This window comes from Enterococcus rivorum (assembly GCF_001742285.1).
GTDB lineage: Bacteria > Bacillota > Bacilli > Lactobacillales > Enterococcaceae > Enterococcus_L > Enterococcus_L rivorum.
On the sequence record NZ_MIEK01000009.1, the window covers coordinates 1 to 23,227 of the forward strand.

18 protein-coding genes are annotated in these 23,227 nt (G+C 35.1%); 5 read left to right on the forward strand and 13 right to left on the reverse strand.

Annotated elements, in window-relative coordinates; translation table 11 throughout:
• Positions 1 to 450: 450 nt before the first annotated feature.
• The 5 genes from BCR26_RS04070 to BCR26_RS04090 form a co-directional block, all read right to left on the reverse strand.
• Positions 451 to 1,950, reverse strand: coding sequence for a HAMP domain-containing sensor histidine kinase (locus tag BCR26_RS04070; RefSeq protein ID WP_069697700.1), 1,500 nt, complete (start codon positions 1,948 to 1,950; stop codon positions 451 to 453).
• Positions 1,947 to 2,633 carry a response regulator transcription factor gene (locus tag BCR26_RS04075; RefSeq protein WP_069697701.1) on the reverse strand — a complete coding sequence of 229 codons (687 nt, stop codon included), beginning with the start codon at positions 2,631 to 2,633 and terminating at the stop codon, positions 1,947 to 1,949. The genes BCR26_RS04070 and BCR26_RS04075 overlap by 4 nt, the downstream gene beginning before the upstream one ends.
• A gap of 173 nt (positions 2,634 to 2,806) precedes the next feature.
• Positions 2,807 to 4,228: an NADP-dependent phosphogluconate dehydrogenase gene (gene gndA, locus BCR26_RS04080; protein WP_069697702.1), complete on the reverse strand. Its 1,422-nt coding sequence runs from the start codon at positions 4,226 to 4,228 to the stop codon at positions 2,807 to 2,809.
• A 382-nt stretch (positions 4,229 to 4,610) separates the two neighbouring features.
• The gene (gene rpmF, locus BCR26_RS04085) at positions 4,611 to 4,790 is read right to left on the reverse strand and encodes a 50S ribosomal protein L32 (protein WP_069697703.1); all 180 of its coding nucleotides are present in this window, start codon (positions 4,788 to 4,790) and stop codon (positions 4,611 to 4,613) included.
• A gap of 56 nt (positions 4,791 to 4,846) precedes the next feature.
• A complete protein-coding gene (locus BCR26_RS04090; protein ID WP_069697756.1) occupies positions 4,847 to 5,416 on the reverse strand; it encodes a YceD family protein in 570 nt (189 codons plus the stop codon).
• A gap of 154 nt (positions 5,417 to 5,570) precedes the next feature.
• On the opposite strand from BCR26_RS04090, the gene BCR26_RS04095 reads away from it, so the two are divergent.
• Positions 5,571 to 6,350 carry an ABC transporter ATP-binding protein gene (locus BCR26_RS04095; RefSeq protein ID WP_069697704.1) on the forward strand — a complete coding sequence of 260 codons (780 nt, stop codon included), beginning with the start codon at positions 5,571 to 5,573 and terminating at the stop codon, positions 6,348 to 6,350.
• 90 nt (positions 6,351 to 6,440) lie between these two features.
• Here BCR26_RS04095 and pyk read toward each other — a convergent pair whose 3' ends face one another.
• The 3 genes from pyk to dnaE all read right to left on the reverse strand — a co-directional run bounded on the left by pyk (position 6,441) and on the right by dnaE (position 12,737).
• A complete protein-coding gene (pyk, locus tag BCR26_RS04100; protein WP_069697705.1) occupies positions 6,441 to 8,198 on the reverse strand; it encodes a pyruvate kinase in 1,758 nt (585 codons plus the stop codon).
• A 67-nt stretch (positions 8,199 to 8,265) separates the two neighbouring features.
• Positions 8,266 to 9,228: a 6-phosphofructokinase gene (pfkA, locus tag BCR26_RS04105; RefSeq protein WP_069697706.1), complete on the reverse strand. Its 963-nt coding sequence runs from the start codon at positions 9,226 to 9,228 to the stop codon at positions 8,266 to 8,268.
• Between the two features lie 176 nt (positions 9,229 to 9,404).
• Complete coding sequence (dnaE, locus tag BCR26_RS04110; RefSeq protein WP_069697707.1) at positions 9,405 to 12,737, reverse strand: DNA polymerase III subunit alpha; 3,333 nt, start codon at positions 12,735 to 12,737, stop codon at positions 9,405 to 9,407.
• Positions 12,738 to 12,924: 187 nt separating this feature from the next.
• On the opposite strand from dnaE, the gene BCR26_RS04115 reads away from it, so the two are divergent.
• Positions 12,925 to 13,119: a YjzD family protein gene (locus BCR26_RS04115; protein WP_069697708.1), complete on the forward strand. Its 195-nt coding sequence runs from the start codon at positions 12,925 to 12,927 to the stop codon at positions 13,117 to 13,119.
• A 74-nt stretch (positions 13,120 to 13,193) separates the two neighbouring features.
• On the opposite strand, the gene BCR26_RS04120 is transcribed toward BCR26_RS04115, so the two are convergent.
• From BCR26_RS04120 to BCR26_RS04135, 4 genes are all read right to left on the reverse strand, one after another.
• On the reverse strand, positions 13,194 to 14,390 hold the full coding sequence (locus BCR26_RS04120; protein ID WP_069697709.1) for a multidrug efflux MFS transporter: 1,197 nt from the start codon (positions 14,388 to 14,390) through the stop codon (positions 13,194 to 13,196).
• A 210-nt stretch (positions 14,391 to 14,600) separates the two neighbouring features.
• Entirely contained in the window at positions 14,601 to 16,007 is a 1,407-nt protein-coding gene (locus BCR26_RS04125; RefSeq protein ID WP_069697710.1) for an NCS2 family permease, read from the reverse strand.
• 311 nt (positions 16,008 to 16,318) lie between these two features.
• Positions 16,319 to 18,583, reverse strand: coding sequence for a bifunctional metallophosphatase/5'-nucleotidase (locus BCR26_RS04130; RefSeq protein WP_245676910.1), 2,265 nt, complete (start codon positions 18,581 to 18,583; stop codon positions 16,319 to 16,321).
• Positions 18,584 to 18,664: 81 nt separating this feature from the next.
• Positions 18,665 to 19,330 (reverse strand): DUF1361 domain-containing protein, encoded by a 666-nt coding sequence (locus BCR26_RS04135; RefSeq protein WP_084387012.1) that lies wholly within the window; start codon positions 19,328 to 19,330, stop codon positions 18,665 to 18,667.
• Positions 19,331 to 19,514: 184 nt separating this feature from the next.
• Here BCR26_RS04135 and BCR26_RS04140 point away from each other — a divergent pair, with 184 nt between their 5' ends.
• The 3 genes from BCR26_RS04140 to BCR26_RS04150 all read left to right on the forward strand — a co-directional run bounded on the left by BCR26_RS04140 (position 19,515) and on the right by BCR26_RS04150 (position 22,512).
• On the forward strand, positions 19,515 to 20,327 hold the full coding sequence (locus tag BCR26_RS04140) for a Cof-type HAD-IIB family hydrolase (RefSeq protein ID WP_069697712.1): 813 nt from the start codon (positions 19,515 to 19,517) through the stop codon (positions 20,325 to 20,327).
• Positions 20,328 to 20,453: 126 nt separating this feature from the next.
• Positions 20,454 to 21,770 (forward strand): putative DNA modification/repair radical SAM protein, encoded by a 1,317-nt coding sequence (locus BCR26_RS04145; RefSeq protein ID WP_069697713.1) that lies wholly within the window; start codon positions 20,454 to 20,456, stop codon positions 21,768 to 21,770.
• Positions 21,757 to 22,512: a TIGR03915 family putative DNA repair protein gene (locus tag BCR26_RS04150; RefSeq protein WP_069697714.1), complete on the forward strand. Its 756-nt coding sequence runs from the start codon at positions 21,757 to 21,759 to the stop codon at positions 22,510 to 22,512. The genes BCR26_RS04145 and BCR26_RS04150 overlap by 14 nt, the downstream gene beginning before the upstream one ends.
• A 120-nt stretch (positions 22,513 to 22,632) precedes the next feature.
• Here the strand turns inward: BCR26_RS04150 and BCR26_RS04155 are convergent, their stop codons facing one another.
• Positions 22,633 to 23,133, reverse strand: coding sequence for a prevent-host-death protein (locus tag BCR26_RS04155; protein WP_069697715.1), 501 nt, complete (start codon positions 23,131 to 23,133; stop codon positions 22,633 to 22,635).
• Positions 23,134 to 23,227 lie beyond the last annotated feature (94 nt).

The following is a 23,227-nucleotide window of genomic DNA, read 5'->3' on the forward strand; positions in this document are numbered from 1 at the left end:
TTTTTCAACTCGTTCTCTCTGTTTTAAAGAGACAACTGTTATAGTTTACCAACTTGTTTGTTATTTGTCAACAGTTTTTTTGTTGATTTTTCAAGTTGTTTCACTGCTTTTGTTTCAGCAACTCTGTTATTCTATCATGACTTTTTTTATTAGTCAATAATGAATTAAAACTTTTTTTTCGATTTTTTCTCTGAAAGAAATTCATCAGAATAAATATAAATATATCAATACTTCGTATAAAATGCAACTAGAAAATCAACAAATTTGTTGTTCTTTTTCATTATCGAACAAACCAGTTTTTGAAAGGATAAACATTCGTTTTTTCTACGATTTCCATTTGAACCTACTCTTATTTGTTCGCTTCTTAATATTTTTGAAACTTCTTGTTTTTGTACGCTAAAGAGAAAACCTTGGATGTGAAACTACTCACACCCAAGGTTACTATTAATTTCACTTTACAATCGGAAGATATATCCTAAAAATAGTTCCTTGGTGCACGACACTTTCAGCATCTATTCTACCTTTGTAATTTTCTACCAATTTTTTCGCAATGGATAATCCCAATCCATTTCCGCCTTTATTTCTAGCTCGAGCTTTATCTACACGATAAAAACGATCAAATACTCTATTTAACTCTTCTTCTCTTATCCCTTCACCAAAATCTTGAATTGCAATTTCAAATTCGTTTAGTGTTCTAGAGATTGATATATGAACTTCTTTACGTTCTGTAGAGTATTTAACTGCGTTATCTAAAATAATTATTAACAATTGTTCAAAGTGGTTACGATAAATTCCTAAAGTTAATTCTTGACTTAGATCATCATCCAATGTGATCGTAAAGTTTGGATAAAGAATTTTAAAATTATTGAACACTTGATAAACAACTTGCTTTGCATTTGTTCTATGATTTAAATACTGAATATCAACTTGTTCCATTCTTGATAAATCAAGCATTTCTTGAACCAAACTCTTCATTCTAATTATTTCTTGTAAGCTAGCCTGTAAAGATTCATCCAAAACTTCTGGATCATCTTTTCCCCAACGATTGAGTAAATTCAAGTGTCCTTCTATTATAGCTACCGGTGTTCTTAGTTCATGAGAGACATCTTCAACAAATTGTTCTTGCTGTTCGATATATCGACGCATTCTATCCAGCATCTCATTGAAAATCTCTGCCAAATCAGCTAATTCATCTTTAGAATGAATTTCTGGAACATGTACATCAGATTGAGGATCTTTTCTAATTGTAACCATTGTATCCCTTAACACTTTGATCGGCCTCAAATAATAAGAAGATAGTAAAAAGCCTAGTATACTACTTACAATTAATGAGACAATTTCTAAAATAATTAATGTCAGTAATAATTTATTCTGAATATCATAGAAAGAGGAGAGTTCATAGAAAGATTGAACATACCCTATTTTTTCTCTACTTGTTTTAGAATAGATTGGTTGAATAGCTAAAAAACCAGTTTTTTCATTTAATGTTGTAATTTTATTTTCTACTTTCTCTTTTTCAATAAGCTCTTGACGAATCTTTTGTGTTTCAAAGATTAATTCTCCATCTAAGTTATAAATAGAAAGAAACAATGCTGGCTGCCCTAGTTCTGAAATAAAGTTGTCCATTTCTACCAAAGAACCTTCTACTTTTAGTTTGTTACTATATTGTATGTCTTCATTTTCCTTAGGTGGTTGGAGCCATTCGAAAACCTCTGTAACAGTTAACTCTTCTTTTGCATTTGATAATCGATTGGTTACATTCGCTAATATTTGTTCTGCATTTTCTCGTTCTTTTGCTACAATTAGATTTACGGACGACTTGTATGTAATCACAGCAAAAATTGTAAACACGAAAAATATGAAGAAAGAACTTGCCAAGGCCCACTTTATAGTTAAAGAAGGCCCCTTCAGTTCTCTTTTTATTGCATTTTTTAGTTGTAATCGTTTCACGAGCGCATCACGTAACCTGTTCCACGAACGGTTTGGATATAACTTTCTTCCCCAGGAACATCGATTTTATTACGCAAATAACGAATATAAACATCTACAACATTTGTTTCTACTTCTGTTTCATATCCCCATACTTTATTTAGTAACACATCACGAGCCAGTACGACATTCACGTTTTCCATCAAAGTTAAAAGCAACTCATATTCACGTTTAGTCAGTTCGATCATTTCAGAGCTACGACGAACGACACGATTTTCTTTTTCAATTGTTAAATCACGATAAGTAATTGTTGTTTGTTTAGCAACATTTTTATCACCTTCGATATCGATACGACGAAGTAACGCACGTAAACGCGCAAGTAATTCTTCAATAGCGAAAGGTTTTACGATATAATCGTCAGCGCCATGATCTAAACCAGACACACGATCTATAACAGAATCTCTTGCTGTCATCATAATAATCGGTGTATTTTTTACTTGGCGAATTCGACGGCAAACTTCTAATCCATTTAATTCAGGTAACATCAAATCTAAAAGGATAGCATCCCAATCATTATTTAAAGCCGCTTCTAATCCTGTACGACCGTTGTAATGGACTTCTGTAGTGTAGCCCTCATGTTTCAACTCCAGTTCAACGAAACGCGCTAAATTTTTCTCATCTTCAATAATTAGAATATTACTCATTGGTTATTTGTCCTTTCTCTCTAAAAAGCAATCTTAAAGCCTACTCATTATACATACTTTTCTCTAAAAAAGCCAGCGTCAACCATTTGAACTTTTCTACCTTTACGATTTATTTACTTTAAAACCATAAGAAATAAATTTTTCTCACGGTTTCAAAGCAAAAAGAATTTCTTTTATTCTTCTGTATACCAGTTATAGTGATAGGTGCCATCCATGTCAATACGTTTGTAAGTGTGTGCTCCGAAGTAATCACGTTGTGCTTGAATCAAGTTCGCTGGTAAGCGTTCTGATCGATAAGAATCATAGTAGGAAATAGCTGATGAGAATGTTGGTACTGGTACACCTGCTTGAACAGCTATTGCTACAACATCACGAAGGGACTGTTGATACTTCTTAGTAAGGTCTACAAAGTAGTCATCAAGTAACAAGTTTTCAATTTCAGGATTTTTATCATAAGCATCTGTAATTTTTTGTAAAAATTGTGCACGGATAATACAACCAGCACGCCAAATTTTAGCAATCTCTCCAAATGGCAGATCCCAATTGTATTCTTCTGAAGCAACACGTAATTGAGCAAATCCTTGCGCGTAACTCATAATTTTACTGAAGTACAAAGCTTCACGAATTTTTTCTACTAATTCTTTTTTATCTCCAGAGTAATTGTATGCATCAGGTTTAGATAAAATTTCACTGGCTTTCACACGTTCGTCTTTGTAAGCAGAAATAAATCGAGCAAAAACTGATTCAGTAATTAAAGGCAGTGGCACACCTAAGTCGAGTGAGCTTTGGCTTGTCCATTTACCAGTTCCTTTATTTCCAGCCGCATCTAAAATGACGTCAACAACTGGTTTCCCTGTGCCCTCATCATCTTTACGCGTTAAAATATCTGCGGTAATTTCAATTAAGTAACTATCAAGTTCACCGGTATTCCACTCTTTAAAGATTTCTGCCATTTCATCAACAGACAAACCAAGAATGTTTTGCATTAAATCATATGATTCTGCGATTAATTGCATATCACCATATTCAATGCCGTTATGAACCATTTTTACATAGTGCCCAGCACCATTTGGTCCAATGTAAGCAACACAAGGTTCGCCGCCATCTACTTTAGCTGAAATTTTTTCTAAGATAGGTGCAACTAATTCGTAAGCTTCTTTTTGTCCACCCGGCATAATTGAAGGGCCTTTAAGTGCTCCTTCTTCTCCACCTGAAACTCCTGTACCGATAAAGTTAATACCTGAATTTGCTAACTCTTCATTACGACGAATGGTATCTTTAAAGAATGTGTTCCCTCCATCAATCAAAATGTCCCCTTTATCAAGATATGGCAATAATTCTTGAATCGTTGCATCTGTTGCAAAACCAGCTTGCACCATCAACATAATACGACGTGGCTTTTCAATAGATTCCACAAATTCTTCAATTGTGTAAGTTGCTTTAAAATTTTTGTCTGGATGTTCTTCTACCACTTCTGTTGTTTTTGAACCAGTACGGTTATAGAGCGCTACTGAATACCCTCTACTTTCAATATTTAAGGCTAGGTTTTTACCCATTACTGCCATTCCTACTACACCAAATTGCTGTTTTGTCATTTCGCGTCCTCCTACTATGCTTTAAGAAAGAATTCATTAAAATTCCCTTATAATCTCCATTATTATAACTTAGAATCTGTCATATGAAAACAAAATAGTTCCAATAAGTTCAAATCTTTTCTGAAATCTTTAAAATAAATCAAAATCTAAAATATCGTTCGCATTAAAGCGTTTTCTAGCAAGCTACTTTCTAAGGATAGCCTCTTCAGCTTTTTATTTCCCAAAATATTAGCGAACTCTTGTTTATTAGAATCAAATGAAAATAGTTGAGTTATTCCTTGTAAAAGAAAGACCCTCTATATAGGTATTAATAAATAAAAAAAGAAATCCCTTAGGCTCCATGGTTAGCCTAGGGGATTTTTAACATTTTCTAAAAAATGTTTTACGCTTCTTTAGACATTACGTTCTTTCCATCATAATGACCACATGCTGGACATACGTGATGGCTCTTTCTTACTTCTCCACAGTTAGAGCATGTGCTCAAACCATTGATTGTTAATTTGTAATGTGTACGACGCTTTGCTTTTTTTGCTTTTGAAGTTCTTCTAGCTGGTACTGCCATTGGTGTTCCACCTCCTTGTAAAAATTTGTGCAGTTACTGCACAATATATTCCAATCTTACTTCTTATCCTCTTCGTTAGCACTATCGCTAAACAATTCCGATAATTTGGCAAGACGAGGATCCATTGTTTGTTGCGATTCTTCTTGTCTTCGATTTAAAAAATCCTCTTCAGACAAAACTTCCCAATCTTTACCTTTAGGCATTTCATCGCTTTCTTTTTCTAATTCAGAAAGGACTTGGATTGGAATAGATAACAATATGTTATCTTCTACTGATTCATCCAAATCAATTGTAGGTTTTTCCAACAATATAATCTCTTCTTCAGCAATTCGTTCATCTTTTTGTTTCAACTGTTCTTCTGTCATAAATACTTCACTAACTTCTAACGTCATATTTAGAGGAACAGGTGTCAGCGAACGAGAAGATGGGACAGTTACAATAACACTAACTGAATAATGTAAAATGTACTCACCAGAACCTACTGTTATAAGACCATCTACTTTAGCTGGACCGACATCAAGGATTAGGTTATCTCTTTTTATCAACGATTCTTTCAAATCTAGTGTCTCTGAAAAATTGTATGGTTCATCTTTAAATTTGTTTAGTTCTAACAAGGACCACTTCATATTCATCACCCCTAAGCAACAAAAGCAATTATACAGGGCTATGAAAGCTTTGTCAATGAAATTTTCTTGACAGCCTTTTCTTAAATTCATTTTTCCCATTATTTTTTGATTCTCTCGACTTTTTAGTGCTAAAATAGAGAGAAGGAGGGTGCTTATGAAAGCTTTTGAATTTAAAAATGTTTCTTTTATTCGGGATGGAAAAAAGTTATTAAATAACATTAATTGGAAAGTAGAGAATAAACAAAATTGGGCGATTATCGGCCTCAACGGGGCTGGTAAAACTTTGTTACTACAGTTAATTTGTGGCTATCTCTGGCCCTCTTCTGGTTGCTTAGAAGTATTAAATCAAACGTTTGGCCAAACGTCAATACCTGACTTACAAAGGCGGATTGGTTGGGTCAGTACTGCTTTACAGTATCAAATCAAGAATGGGGAAACTGCTGAGAAAATTGTTTTATCTGGAAAATTTGCTAGTATTGGTATTTATGAATATTATTCAGACAAAGATCTAAATCAAGCGAAAGAAATTTTAAAAAAAGCTGGCGGCAGCTCTTTAGTTGGTAAAAAGTATCAAGTCTTATCTCAAGGCGAGCGCCAGTTAGTCTTAATTTCTAGGGCGCTTATGGCCCGTCCAGAATTACTTATTCTAGATGAACCCTGCAATGGACTTGATTTATTTGCTCGTGAAAAATTGTTGAAACAAATACAAGCTATTGCCGAAGAACCAAATAGCCCAACTTTATTATATGTTAGTCATCACACTGAAGAAATCCTTCCTTGTTTTGAACATTTAATGTTATTGAAGGACGGAACCATTTTCGCCCAAGGCATGCAACAAGAATTATTTACTGAAGCTAAATTAAGTGAATTCTATTCTGATTCGATAGAAATTATCCCATTAAAAGATACTCGCTTTGCAGTTTACCCCAGATAATCTTCTATACAATAAAAGCTCGCTTTTGACAGTAACTGTCAAAAGCGAGCTTTTTTGGACAACAGGACATTGTCCAACTTTTCTATTTAATTAAATCGCTGTTGTTGCTCCACGATAGACAATACCACGTCGAGGATCAACTGTGATTAATTCATCATTAGCAACTAGTGATGTTGCATCAGCAGCACCTACGATAACAGGAATATCTTTAGCGATAGCCACTACAGCAGCATGAGAAGTCAAGCCGCCTTCTTCAACTACTAAAGCAACAGCTTTATCAATTGCAGGCATATAATCTTTATCCGTTGTTTTAACAACTAGAATTGAACCTTCTGTTGTATTTGCAACAGCTTCTTCAGCGGTAGTTGCAACAACTGCTTTTGCAATAATCGCTTCTTCCCCAATTCCTTGACCTTGGACTAGTTTTGAACCAATCATTTGAATCTTCATTAAGTTAGTTGTTCCTCTTTCACCAACAGGAACTCCAGCAGTAATAATAATCAAATCGCCTTCACTTGCGTAGCCTTCTTCTTGCGTAATTGTTGAAGCCAAGCTGAACATTTCATCAGTACTACCTGGTTTTTCAGCAACGGTTGCATAAACTCCCCATGAAAGAGCCAAACTACGTGCTTTTTGTTCAGAGAAAGTAATTGCAACAATATGTGCTCTAGGACGATATTTTGAAATCATACGCGCTGTATGACCTGATTCTGTCGCCGCAACAATTGTTTGAATACCTAAATTACGTGCAGTATGACCAACAGACTGTCCAATTGCTTCTGTCATATCTGTTTTGCTGTATAGTTTCAAAGCAAAGGCATCTTGATTGATTAAAGCTTCTTCTGTACGAACAGCTATACGAGCCATTGTTTGGACCGCTTCTAAAGGATAGTCTCCAGCAGCTGTTTCTCCAGAAAGCATTACCGCGTCAGTACCATCGTAAATAGCGTTGGCAACGTCATTCGCTTCCGCACGAGTTGGACGAGGATTACGTTGCATAGAATCCAACATTTGCGTCGCTGTAATAACAGGTTTTCCAAGTGCATTACATTTTTGGATTAATTCTTTTTGAACAACAGGAACATCTTCCGTTGGAATCTCAACACCCATGTCTCCACGAGCAACCATTAAACCATCAGAGACTTTCAAGATTTCATCAATATTATCGATTCCTTCTTGGTTCTCGATTTTAGGAATGATTTGAATATGTGTTGCATCTTTATCTTCTAAAATTTTAGTAATTTCTAAAACATCCGTTGCACGACGAACGAAACTAGCAGCGATAAAGTCTACTCCTTGTTCGATACCGAAACAAATATCAGCAGCATCTTTATCTGTGATACCAGGAAGGTTTACAGATACACCAGGAACGTTTACCCCTTTTTTATTTTTTAGTACCCCTTCATTTTTAACAAGAGTTACAATTTCATTAGCAGCACGATCAATATCAGTAACTTCCAAGTCGATTAAACCGTCATCTAAAAGAATATGAGAACCAACATTTACATCGTCAATTAGTTCTGGATAGGTAATTGAAAATCTTTCATTTGTACCTAGTACTTCTTTCATTGAGATACGAATTGCATCACCTGTTCTTAAAGTGATTGCACCATTTTCCATCTCATTTGTACGGATTTCAGGGCCTTTTGTGTCCAGTAAAATAGCGACTTTTTTTCCAGTGATTTTTACTGCTTCTCGAATATTTTTAATACGGTTGCCATGTTCTTCAAAGTCACCATGTGAGAAATTCAAGCGACAAACATTCATCCCTGCATTAATTAAGTTTACTAGCGTATCAACGGATTCACTAGCTGGTCCGATCGTACATACGATTTTCGTTTTTTTCATTACTAAACGCTCCTATTCGATTTTTGTTTATACAAAAGCTAAAAAAGCCTATATATTATTTAGTAGTTTAAAATGAGATTTCTTGATTTAAGCTGTAAAGTGATAAATCTGGTTTATGTTTATTATTTTCTAATGTGTCAATGATATCCGCTGAAACAACTTGATTGTCTAACATTCCAATACAAAGTCCACCTTTTCCAGCTTTCAACAATTCTACGGCATATGAACCAAATTTACTTGCTAAAACACGATCACGAGCGCTTGGTGAACCACCACGAACAACGTGTCCTAAGATTGAAACGCGTGTATGGAAATCGCCATGCGTTGATAATTTTTCAGCAAACTCATTCCCACCCATAACACCTTCAGCCAGAATAATTAAGCAATGTTTTTTACCTCGGTCACGTCCATCACGGATACGTTGCGCAACGACAGCCATGTCAAAGTCGTGCTCTGGAATAATAATTTCATCTGCTCCACCAGCAACACCAGACCAAAGAGCTATATCACCAGCTCCACGTCCCATTACTTCAATAACAAAAGTTCGTACATGAGAAGTTGCTGTATCACGAATGCGGTCAATGGATTCCAATACAGTGTTAATCGCTGTATCGAAACCAATCGTGAAGTCTGTTCCTGGAATATCATTATCAATCGTCCCTGGAACACCAACAGCTGGGAAACCTCTTTTAGTTAAAGCCATTGCACCGTGGTATGAGCCATCTCCACCAATAACCACTAGCCCTTCAATACCAAATTTTTTCAATTGTTCAATACCTTTTAATTGTCCTTCTTCTGTTGCAAATTCAGGATAACGTGCAGAATATAAGAAAGTTCCACCACGTTGAATTTTATCGCCCACATCTGCAACGTCTAAACGGCGAATATCGCCAGCAACTAACCCAGCAAATCCATAATTAATCCCATAGACTTCGATTCCATCAAAAATACTTTTGCGTACTACTGCACGAATTGCAGCGTTCATTCCAGGGGCATCTCCCCCACTGGTTAAAATACCAATGCGTTTCATTCGTCTCTTCACCTCATATAATTATTATACTTTAACTGTCATAGATAATTTCTTTGCAATTGTTAATTATGCGAAAATATCACGTCACTCATTTTACCATTAATGGTGCAAAAAGTCTTGAAATACGGAGAAAAAAATGAAAAAAAATGAAAACAACTAGTAATTTTTACCGTAAATCATTTGAAAGCGATATTTTCCTCTCCTAAAATAGAGGATAACTCATGTTTCACTTCATTTGTATCTTTAATCCAGTTTTCGTCACTTAAGACAATTTTTTTGCCACTTTGCTGAAAATAGAGAATAACAGGAACTGGTCCCGGATGGTTTTTCATTACTTCTTGCACTTTTTGTAACGTTTTCTTAGTATCCAGTTCTTCTGTAATTCTCAAAAAGCAGGTCAACTCACTAATTGTTCCCTCGATTTTTTCAGCTTTTTCAATAACATCTACTAAAAGCTGTAATTCTTGGTTGTACTTGCTTCGCTCAACTTTTCCTTCCACGTAATACACTTGATTTTGCTCTACCGTCTGTCGAATCTGGCGGAAAACCGTTGGAAATAGCGTTAATGATAAGTCACCAGTCAAATCATCTCCTTCGACGAATGCCATTTGTTCTCCTTTTTTCGTGCGAATCACGCGAACATCTTTGACATAAATTAGCAATCTGGCCGTTTGCTTTTCTACACACTCAGTAATATCCATCACTTTTTTTGCAAGTCTTGTCTTTTTAAATTCTTCTGTAGGATGACCAGATAGATAAACTCCTAAGTAGCGTTCTTCCTGCTCTAGTTTTTCTTCTAACGAGTAATCAGCTATTTTCTTTTCTTTTAATTCTAGTGTTTCGAATAAGTCATCACTTCCACCACTATAAATGATATTTTGGATACGACCATCTAACCCATCTGCAAGTTCTCTCCGGTTAGGAGTTAACTCATCAAAAGCGCCTATCGAAATTAAAGGAAGTATATTCTCTTCTTTTAACCATTTACCATTGATACGAATTAAAAATTGATCGAAGGATTTAAATGGACCATTCGCTTTTCTTTCATCTAAAATATTTTTGATAAAATCACGACGAATTCCTTTTAATGAACTAAAACCAAACATAATTTGTTTGTCATCATTTAAGTAAAAGCTATACTGGCTATGATTGATAGAAGGTTGAATAATGGTTACTTTATTTTTACGTGCTTCTCCGATGTATTCTTTAATTTTACTTGGATTGTGTCTTACAGAGTGTAAAATAGCTGCATAAAAAGCGCCTGGATAATGAACTTTTAGATAAGCCATTTGAAATCCTATGAAAGAATAGGCAAATGCGTGAGAGCGATTAAATCCATAATTAGCAAACCGTTCAATATAATCGTAAACCTCTGTTGCAATTTCTTTAGAGTGTCCTTGTTTTTCAGCGCCACTGACAAAATGATTTCTTTCCTCATCTAGTACATCTTTTTTCTTTTTACTAACCGCTCGACGAAGAATGTCTGCCTGACCTAAACTAAATCCTGCCATTTTTGAAGCTACCTGAATAATTTGTTCTTGATAAACGATGACACCATAGGTATTTTTTAAAATAGACTCTAATGAAGGATCTGGATAATTAATTGCTTCGATTCCCTTTTTTCGTCGGATGAATAAATCAATATTTTGCATCGGGCCTGGTCGATATAGTGCGTTTACTGCTGCGATATCTTCAATACTTGTTGGTCCTAATTTTCTCAGAACGTTTCTAATTCCTGCAGATTCAAATTGGAAGATACCACTTGTTTCTCCTTTTTGGAATAAGGTCAGGGTTGCCTCATCATCCAGAGGAATTTTATTTAGAATGATGTCTTCTTGATAGACTCTTTTTACGGAGCGAATAGTATCATCAATAATGGATAGATTTCTAAGCCCTAGAAAATCCATTTTTAACAAGCCAATCTTCTCAACATCATTCATAGTAAATTGTGTTAGAGAGATATTATTCGAACCTGGTTGTAGCGGAATTAGGTTCAGCAAATTTTCGTCACTAATAACCACTCCAGCCGCGTGTGTAGAAACGTGCCTTGGTAAGCCTTCTAAGCGAACGGCTGTCTCGTATAATAGTTGATTACTTTCAGAAGACTGGATTAAGTCAACAAAATTCTTAGATTCTTCATACGCTCGTTTTAAGGTCATTTTCAGTGCATTAGGAACCGCATTTGACCAACGATTCGATTCACTTTGAGACAAACCAAATACTCTAGCAACGTCACGCAATACCATTTTTGCTGCCATGGTACCGAACGTTGCAATTTGAGCCATATGATGAGCTCCATATTTCTCACTAACATAAGTCAATACTTCTTCCCTTTTATTATCAGGAATATCTAAGTCAATATCTGGCATGGAATGTCTTTCTGGATTTAGGAATCGTTCAAAGAGCAAATCGTATTTTATTGGATCTACATCTGTAATCGCTAAAACATAAGACACTAATGATCCTGCAGCTGAACCACGTCCGGCACCTGTAACAATCTTTTGTTTATGGGCAAAAGCCATTACATCCCAGACAATCAAAAAATAATCATCAAAGCCCATTGTATGAATGATCGCTAGTTCTTTTGCCAATCGCTCTTGATAATCAACCGTCGCATCTGGTACGCGAAGAGGCAATCTTTCTTCACAAAGTTTTTTTAAATACGTTCCCGCATTCATATTATCTGGAACTGGATAGTGCGGAAGTAATTTTTGGTGCAAAGGAATTTCTAAAAAACAATTTTCTGCCAGCCAGTTAGCATTTTTGACACCATTCGCATTTCCTAGTGTGATTAGCTGTTTTTCAGCGTCTTCGTGTTTTCTTAGATAGTAAGGTCCCTCAAGATCTGGATATCCTTGTGTTTGAATGGACATTTGACTCCCTTCATCAATATGTTTCAATATTTTCAAAGCGAAGTCATCTTCTCTATTTATATATTTAATTTCTTGCAGTGCAAGGACTGGTTGCTTTTGGCGTTCAAAAAACTGAAAAAGTTCGTGGTTATTCTGAGGATTACAGGTAAACGATATCCCTGCAAAGAAAGAGTCATTATCAAAATAACTCCTTAATAAGTGCAAACATTCTTGTGCCTCGGCTTCACTTTTAGAAAGTGCAGTGACTATTTCGCTTTTGTCCGATGGTAGTACTGCAAAAATATCTTTTAAATATTCTTTGACATCATCTAAAACAAATCGATTCTCAGCCATCATTTTTGCACTTGAAATTCTCATTAGATTTTGATAGCCTTTTAGGTTTTTTGCGTAAAAGAGTATCTCTGCCTTCTGCTCAGATTTGGCTGGAATATACTCAAGTGTTAGGCCAATAATCGGTTTGATTCCTGCTTTCTGGCAAGCTTCATAAAATTCAACTGCTCCGTGTAGAACATTGATATCTGCTATACCTAAAGTTTTATAGCCCAGTTGTTTGGCTTGTTGAACAAATTCTGAAATACGAATAGTACTTGATAGTAGCGAATAAGATGTAATCGTATAGAGTTGTGGAAAAGACATTGGAACATCTCCTTCTTGTATAAAAAATTATCATTACATAAAAATACTCAACACGTCGGAATCAATCCTCGTAGGTTCTCTTTTCAAAGTTTAAAAAGAAGAACAATTGATTCACAAATTGAATAGATAGATTACTTTACATTTAAAAAAATTGTGCTAAACTAATAGCTAGAAAAGAGGTGTTTTCATGCGTTACATCCTTGTATTATTTTGGTCATTTGCCCTTGGACAAGTTGTTGGCTATATTGGTGGAGCTTTAAGTAATGGTTCATATGACTTTATGTGGACAGCCATCATTTCTTTAATAGCAGGAGTAATTATTTTGTTCATAGGTCATTTTGCTCTACCAAAAAAAGATACCTCTAAACCTGTTCATCAATAACAACCATTAAAATAGCTCTTTAAAAAACCAGTAACTACAAATATTGTAACTGGTTTTTTTGTCTTTTCAACTGTTTATAGCTTTTTATTTAAAATTTTTCTAAAATTAAATGTAGAAAGCCCAATATTTCCTAAAACAAAACAAGCAGTTACAATAAAGACTGCTGAATATCCCATACTATGAGCAACCGTTGAACCAACCATTGGACCCAGTACTTGTCCAAAATTACTAAACATTTGATTGTAGCTATAAATACGACTGACTCCCTCGGAAGGAGTGATTTTGCTAATCAAAGTATTAATTGACGGCATCAAGGCACCTGTTGAGAACCCTAGTATAAATCTTAAAATTCCTAATTGCAGTGGTGTCTTAACAAACGCCATAGGAAGATAGCAAAACAGTGACAACGTTAAACCCGCTAATAATATTTTTTGATTCCCTATTTTATCCCCAAGTCTGCCTAGTACAGGTGATGAGATTACTGCTGATACCCCAGCCACAGAAACAATTAAGCCACTAACAAATAAAATACTCCCTGTATCGTTACTTAACGAACGGACGTATAACGTCAGAATTGGACTAATGCTGGTTACTCCTATTTGTAAAATCAATGTTGTAATGAATAAACCAATCAATATAGATAGATGATCCATTTTTGAAAAAATTTCTTTTGTAGAAATTAAGTCTTTTTTCTCAATAGGTTTAAAGTCTTCCTTTACCATGAATATAGTTAGAAGTGTAGCGATCAATAAAATTACTCCAGTAATGATAAATACGTTCTCCATTCCAAACCATTGCGCAAGTGCACCACCAATAGATGGTCCAATCAGAGTTCCTGCAACTGCACCTGTTGATAAAGTCCCAAGAGCCCAACCACTTTTTGATCGAGGAGCCTGTGAAGCAATCATCGCTGTTGCATTAGGAATATAGCCAGACAAAATCCCAGTAAAAAAACGCATGATTAGCAACCAGTATACATTGGGCACAAAGGCTAAAGAACCCATAGTCAACGTCATCCCTGCTGCCGCTCGGATCATCATTATTTTTCGTCCTTTACGGTCCGCAAGATTCCCCCAAATAGGTGCTACAATCGCCGCTGCAAATGCCGTTACAGATATCGCCAACCCAGAAAATAATTCCACTTGACTCTTAGGCGTACCAAGCTGCTCCACATAAATTGGAATAAAGGGCATTACTAAGCTAATGCTCGCTCCTGTAAAAAAGCAACCGAACCAAGTAATATACAAATTTTTCTTCCAATTAATTTTCATTTTTCTACACACCTCTTACATTCTTCACTTATAACTATACTCCATATTTGGCAAACTCTCAAAAAATCTTACGATAAAAAATCATTCTAAGCTTGTTAGAATAGGAAAATTAGAGATAAAAATATTTTTCTATTCAAAAAAACTATTCTTTCTCTCACAACAAGGCTGTCGCTTAGAAAAGAATAGTTTTTAAAATTTATAAGTTCTCTACTACAAAATTGCTAAAATAATAAAATTCAGAATGAACAAAATATTAACTACCCAAAGAATCGGAGACACTTCATTTATTTTTCCTTTAGCAACTTTTACAATCGCATAAAAAATGAACCCTGCAGCAATCCCGTAAGAAATGCTGTAGCACAACCCCATAAAGATTGAGGCAAAAAATGCTGGTACAGCTTCTTCTAAGTCAGGCCAATTTATATCTTTGAATGAGGCCATCATCATTACCCCAACTAAAATCAAAGCTGGAGCCGTTGCTTGGGCTGGCACAATTGCAATCAGCGGTGAAAATAGGCTACTTAAGGCAAATAATGCTGCAACAACTACTGAAGTTAATCCTGTACGTCCACCTGCACCAATTCCAGCAGCACTTTCTACATAAGTAGTGGTATTAGACGTACCAAAAATTGCACCAATAGACGTTGCTACTGCATCTGCAAATAACGCTTTATCCATTTTTGTTTTGAACCCTTTGCTGTCTTCCAATGCTAGTTCATCCTCTTTCGAGAAGATGCCTGTACGGCGACCAGTACCGATAAATGTTCCAATAGTATCAAAAGTATCCGACAAACTAAAGGCAATAATTGTCATTAGTACTTGGGGAATTTTTGAACTATCACTAAATAGAGATTGCATCCCATTTTTACCGAAAGCAGCACCAAAAGTTGTTCCTAAAGCATTAAATGAATTGCTTAGTGAATTTGTTTGCCAATCAATTGCTGAAGTATCAACAACTCCCATCAAAATGGCTATGATGGTTGTTGAAACGATTCCTAATAAAATTGCACCACGGATATTCAAAACAACTAAGACAGTGGTAATCACTAAACCGATTACGGCTAAAATAATCTCTGGATTGTTAAAATTCCCCAAAGCAGGAACAATACTATTTCCATTGACAGTACCTTCAACCAGTTTATCTTGAACCGTAAACGTCAGTAAACCAGCATTTTTTATGCCAACATATGCTACGAAAATACCAATCCCACCACCAATTGCATGCTGCAAACTCTCTGGTATAGCTTTAATAATTAATTTACGAATTTTAGTTACTGTAATTAAAATGTTAATTAGTCCACAAATGAAAACCATAGCTAACGCTTCTTGCCAAGAATAACCTAAACCAAAAACAACGGTGAAGGTGAAAAAGGCATTTAAGCCCATCCCTGGTGCTTGAGCGTAAGGGACATTAGCGAAAAGTCCCATGATTAGTGTACCGATAATAGATGCAATAATCGTTGCAAGGAACACAGCCTGAAAAGGCATGCCTGTTTCAGATAAAATGGAAGGATTAACGAATAATATATAACTCATTGCAAAAAAGGTTGTCACCCCAGCCATCATCTCAATCGAAACTGATGTTTTGTTCTCTTTCAGTTTAAAAAACTTCTCCATTTTGTTCATACACTCCTTAAAATAATTTACTATGCTTACTTTTTCCTGTTTTTAATGGGTTTAAATAAAAATACTACTCCTTAATTTTCTACTATAACCTATAAAACAGCGATGACTTGGAAGTTTGTTATAAAAAATAGAATAATATCGTCTTTTACTAGCCAAGTACCTACAAATTATACGTCAGTCCTTTCGTATATTCAACAAATTATTAACTTTAAACATAAAAAATACTTTTAATGTTCGTCTTTTAAGGAACGAAAAAAAGCTTGCTATCAAAAATATAGCAAGCTTTTCCATTTTAAGATTATTTACTTAATGACTTTGTTTTTCTTAAATTCCCAAACTACAAAGGTTGAAGCAATCAATACTATTCCAAAATAGGCAATTCCTTGATTTGATTCACCTGTTTTGGGTAACTTATTTTTATCTTTACTAGATGAAGAGGTTTGAATCGTAGTTTGAGTGGTACTAGAACTTTCGGAAACAGCTTTTAATACTGTTACCGGGAAAGTAACTGAATTTTGATTTGAATCTGTAATCGTAACAACCAATTTCTCTCCTTCTTTTAAGTCAAAAGAACGGATATTCAGTTTAAATTTACCATCATTCGCAGCTTGTTCAACAACTGGTTCTTCTGTCGCTACGGCTTTTACAGAGCTGTTTTCAGTCGTTTCTTTTATCACGCTTAGCTTTCCATTTGGAATCGTTACACCTGTTAAATATTCATTCCCTACATACAACGGGTCAAAAGTTGTCGCTTTTTTTATTAACTCTTCACCTTCGTTTATTTCAGTAGTACTACCACCCGTTTCCTCTGTATATTTTGCTTTTCTACCTTCTATTTTGGCTGTAATTTCTTCGCCTTTTGCTGTTTTTGATTCAATATAATTGATAAATGTTTCGGTGTCGGGTTGCATCGCATCTATTAATTTTGCCCCAACAAACCCAGAGAAACCATCACCACCACCAAATAGAAAGTCATTGATTACTACGCGGTATTTTTGATCTTTAAGAATAGGTGAGCCATCTGTCTTTTTCATTTCAACTACTTTAAATGGTTGTGCAGCATCTGCATTTTCAATGAAAGTATAAGCTAAACCAGATAATTGTAAAAAGTATTTTTCTTCTTGATCGTATTGTTCGTTTAATACTTGTTCAATTTGTGCACCCGTCATTTCGACGATTTGCATGATATTACCAAAAGGTTGTACAGCTTGAGCCGCCCCCCAAGTAATTTCTCTATTTTCATTAACAAGTAAATCTGCCCGAACTCCGCCATTATTCGTCATAGCAAAATCAACATTTATTCCTTTGGCTTTTGCCATTGCAATTTGTCCATCTGTAATTAAGTTACCCAGTGCGGACTCCTTAAACTCATTTACTTCCCTTGAAATATTTCCATTTTCTTTACTGATTCCAATTTTTTTACTTGTAACACTTATCACACGATCATCAGCATCCTTAACGATAGTCCCAACATTTCCATCTGGAGCGGGAGCATTTACTGGAGAAACAGGTAACACTTCTGCCGTCGGAGTTTCGACAAAATCTTTCGTGGCCACATCTATTTTCCCTTGGAGATCTACATACCCTTTTCCTTGAGAAGTAGACTGAACCACTCGAGTTTTGTTGACTACACCATTAGTATATTGGTGATTGTGTCCTGCGAACAAAGCATCAACACTATTATCTGGATCTAGCGTATTCACTTTCGCTAAAATTTCAGCGGCATCCCCACTTACTTGTTGCTGTTTGCTAACTGCCGGAATATGGGCCAACACAACAATAGCATTCACTCCTTGTTCTTCTCTTAATGCCTTAGAGTACTTAGCAATCGTTGTTGCTTCATCTAAAAAGTCATATCCTTCATAATGTTCTCTTAAAACTAAGTTAGGAATTTCAGTTGTTACGACTCCAATAAAACCAATTTTTACTTTTTGTTCCCCTTCACCAAATTCTTTGATTGTATATGGTTGCCAACCATAAGGAATGTCTTTTGTCCCTTTTTTTACTACATTCCCAATGACTATTTCTGCTTTGGAAGCTTCTCTTGGATAACTTGCTAAAATACCATAGGGATCTTTAGTTGGTGCGCCAGCAGTCATGATACGGTTAAACTCTCCTAGCCCTTCATCAAATTCATGATTGCCTAAAGTTCCGATAGTAAAATTCATCTGATTTAATACGTTAACAGTCGGTTCATCTTGTAGTAACGCGGAATTCGCAGGACTAGCTCCTACCATGTCTCCAGAGTGAACGCGAATTGTCTGTCCACCGATATTATTCTCAGCAAAAGTTTTTTCAGCTCGATTGAGGTAACTGCTTAATAAAGCCGCTGATCCTGCCTTTTCCACTTTGACTCCTGCATCAGTATAAAAAGAACCTGTTGTACTCAATGCGCCATGAAAATCATTAATGCCCAGAATTTGGATAGGTATTTGGTTGCCTTTTACCGACACATTCTCGGCAGCAAGCGTTGCCTCTTGACCATTAACTAGGTCCTCAGCTTTTACATTAATTGGGAAAATGGTTGCCCCGACACCCATTCCACTAGCAAATAAAAAAAATACCATTGTGCTCTTTAGTGATTGTTTCCACTTTTTCATCTTTTTGCCTCTTTTCATCATAATAACTACCCTGTACTCATCACAAGATTACCAATGGTTTAAAGCGCTGTCAATACTACTTTTTCCTTTTTCTATATTCCTTCCAAAAACCAAGAATAGCAGCACACTTTGCAAGGCAGTAAACATCGCTATAAAAACAAGTTTATTCACTGTCCACTCAAAAAAAATAAACTGGATTGTCTCAATTGGTCTTGTAAAAAGATAAACACTATGCAACCGTTGAAATCGACCAACATAAATAGCTAAACTAGCTAACAAATGAATTCCCCCTATTAAAAAAATACTTGAGGTGTTTTTCAAAATAGAGCTACTTCTTTTCCATTCCATGATAACAGAAAGCATTGATTGAACGCCCCAAAAATAATAAGGAACAATCCCGACAACAAGTAAACAAAACGCCCACCAATCTTGTAATGATGAGGAAAATATCTGACTATTTTTTTGATAAATTGATAATACTTCTAGATGAAAAAAATCGGTTAATAGATAAGGAGCATTCGGATAAAATAGGAGCCAAAGAAAACTTGTTAAATAGAAAGTTTTTCCCTGCTTCCTATGAAAACTTATCTCTATTGGAAGATAAGCCAAAAATACGTTTAATGCCATGAATTGAAAATCAGAAGCAAAATAAAACATATAAAAACAGTAACATCCTGTAAACACTCGAATCACCCAACACTTTTGCTTGTCCATACAAATTACCACCTTTAAATTCAATAAAATAAAAAAGGAACAAATGACAGGTTCTCTATTCTTTCGCCTAATTTTATAAATTAAGTTTAACATAGAGCTCTTTTTTTAAAAAACAACTTTTAAAACTTGATAATCCCTTTTTTTGTGCTAGACTAGGTAAAAGAAATGTGACAGGGGGGATTTTTTGAAAAAATTGATAGCTATTGATTTAGATGGAACAACCTTAAACACTAAATCATTGATTAGCCCACGAACTGAAAAAGTGTTGAAAAATGCGATGAATAACGGTCATTATGTAAGTATCGTTACAGGCCGTCCATACCGAATGAGTGATCAATTTTATCAACAACTAGGATTAACCACACCTATGGTAAATTTTAACGGGGCATTAGTTCATATTCCAAATAAACAATGGGCAGAAGAAACAGAGTCGCGAATTCAGCGAGATCTTGTTTTTGATATTCTAGCACAGAAACAAGCGTTGAACTTAGATTTTGTGGCAGCTGAAAATAAAGAGACTTTCTATATTGATAATTTTGACTATTTTGATGCTGCATTTTTCGCTTCTGAAGCAAACGAAAAGAATCTTTTAACAACTAAAAATTTAGTATCTGATCCTACTTCTATGATGGTACGTACTTCAAGAGAAAAAGCTAAATATGTCTCTGATACACTGACTTCACAATATGGGGAATATGTTGATGTGCGAACTTGGGGCGGGCCAACAGCTATTTTGGAAATTGTTTCAAAAGGGATTCAAAAAGCTAAAGGTGTTGAACAAGTAGCAAACTATTTGAATGTTAAACGTTCGGATATTCTAGCTTTCGGTGATGAGCATAACGATGAAGAAATGCTGGAATATGCTGGCTGGGGCGTTGCCATGAAGAATGCAACGGATCATATCAAGTCTGTGGCAAACGACATTACAGAAAAAACAAATGAAGAAGATGGTTTAGCTGACTATTTAGATCAATACTTAGATTTACAAACAAAATAATTCTTTATCACTCGTAAAAATAAATTTTACGAGTTTTATTTTTACCTAAGTTCCTCCTTTGACGAACATTTGTTCTTGTGATAAAATAAGAACAAATGTTCTTTCTTTAAGGAGATGAATACTATTATGGAACTTTCTAAGAAAATTGAAATTCTTGCTGAGGCTGCAAAGTACGATGTCTCTTGTTCAAGTAGTGGGGTCAAAAATAATAGTAGGAAAGGGACCGTAGGCAGTACAGCTGCAGCTGGAATTTGCCATTCATTCACTAGCGATGGTAGGTGTGTTTCCCTTTTAAAGTTATTATTTACAAATGCCTGTATTTTTGATTGTCATTATTGTATCAATAGGAAATCAAATAGCATTCCAAGAGCTTCCTTTACTCCTAAAGAGGTTGCCGATTTAACAATGGGTTTTTATATGAGGAACTATATTGAGGGATTATTTCTAAGCTCAGCAATTATCAAAAATGTTGACTATACTTGTGAGTTATTAATTAAAACGTTAAAAATTTTAAGACATGAGAAAGGGTTCAAAGGCTATATTCATGTAAAAGCGATACCAGGAGCGGATGAAAAATTAATTGAAGAGCTTGGTTTTCTTGCTGATAGAATGAGTGTCAATATCGAACTTCCTTCCAGAGAAAGTTTGCAATTACTTGCGCCTGATAAAGATCCTTTTGCTTTATATAAACCTATGAAACAAATCACTCAAAAAAAGAAACAGCTTAGTTATCTACCAACTGTACGAAGAGGTCCTTCCTTTGTTCCTGCCGGACAATCGACGCAAATGATAGTTGGCGCTTCTCCTGAAAGTGATTATTCTATTGTGAAGATTGCTGAAAATCTTTATCAAAAATATGACTTGAAACGTGTTTACTATTCTGCCTATATCCCAGTAAATCAAGATTCTTTGTTACCTGCCATTACAAGCGATCCACCATTATTGCGCGAACATCGCCTGTATCAAGCAGATTGGCTACTGCGATTTTACCGTTTTTCAGCAGATGAAATTCTTAACGAAAAAAAACCAAATTTTAACCTTTATTTAGATCCTAAGGCTAACTGGGCTGTTCAAAATTATGAGCAATTTCCTGTAGATGTACAAACAGCTCCATATGAGCGACTTCTTCGGATTCCTGGAATTGGACCAAAAAGTGCACAAAATATTGTCAAAGCTCGAAAGTATTACCAATTGCATTTATCGGATTTAAAAAAACTAGGAGTAGTGATTAAACGAGCACAGTATTTTGTCTGTTGCAACAAGGCAACGATACCTGGTTTAGTAAAAGATCCCGAATGGATTATTGCCTCTCTAATTTCATCAAAGCAATACGATACTCTAAAGAAAGCAAACACGCAGTCACATCAAGAGCAGCTTTCATTATTTGATGTAGAAAAACTTGAGTCTCTCACAAGAAAGGAAAAACCGTATGTCTATTCGTAAAATAAGCGCTACTTGGGAATATGATGGTAGTTTTATTGGTTTTTTAATGATTGTTTACTATGCATTTAAAGAAAAGAATGTTCCTGAAACGATTTTAACACCCGAAACAGCGATTCAATCCTTGTTTCCAAGTCGTTGGATTGAAACTGACGTAGCTTTGGCAAACAAAATAAACAAACGATTAAAAGCTTGTTTACGCAAAGAAAATTTGCAATTTATTGTCGATGGCTTCTATTGTTCTTTAAAAAATAAGGAAGTTTTTTTACTGGATGCGATTGAAATTGCTTTGAATACAAATGACTTAGTGGAGAACTACCTCGGACACCCTTCTATTCTAGCTTTACAAAAATCACTTAAATCGCTATTTAGCGAGGTCCATCTATATACGGGTTTTGTAAGATTTGAATACGTAGGAGAATTTCTTTATAGTAAAATACAACCAAAGCACTTCTCACTTCCATATTTGTGTCCACATTTTGCTGAACGCTATCCACTGGAAACAATTATGATTTACGATGAAACACATCAATTATTAGGTATTATCGAACAAGGGCAGATTTCATTTATTGAAAATATCGAAGAGCCTAATTTTGAAACGCTTGGTCTGGAAAAAGAAATTCAAACCAATTGGCAAACATTTTTACAAGCTGTAACCATTGATGAAAGAAGAAATGAACGCTGCCAAATGTCACATCTCCCTAAACGTTTCCGTAAAAACATGGTAGATTTCCAGCAATTTTAGTCAAAAAAAAGAGCGACAAAAGAGATCGCTTTTTCAATGACCGAGCAAGTAAATTAAACCTAAACTACTTGTTTTCCAAAAATCTATTTAACTTTTTTTGTTGCTCGTATATTTGCCAGTTTACTCTACACGTAAGAGAATTTTCTTGACTAAGAGTTTATCAAATGTTTGAATTTTATTGGTTTGTTCTCCAATAACTTCTGCACTAATATTTCTGCGATCTTCTTTTTTCTTTAGTGAATAGTCTATCTTCCCTGTCTCAGTTATTTCAAGCATCATTGTTAGATATGCATAATCTTCTTCAGTATTTTTCTTTGATTGAAAACCTAAAGAACTGAGCTTTTCATCTAAGTTTTTAGCTGATATGATAGAATTCATTGGTATAGTATCTTTAATTTTTTGATTGAGTTCATTTATTTCAACTTTTTCTGAAGAATTTTCTGCTTTTTTCGTCTGTTGCAATAAATCCTCGTATTGTTCAACCGTCAACATAACACCGGCAATTTCCTCTTTGTCATAAACATAGACCGCTTTATTATTTTTTCTAGCCATATGAAAAATATCCATTGGCGATTTTTTTACATTTGAAACGGATGAAACATTTTCTTTACCCCTAACCATTTTTTATTCAACCCTTCTTTCTAGGAACGATTATACCATATTCTTGCTTTTGAAATAGCTTGCTGCTAGTAATTATTTTAATTGTTGTCAATAT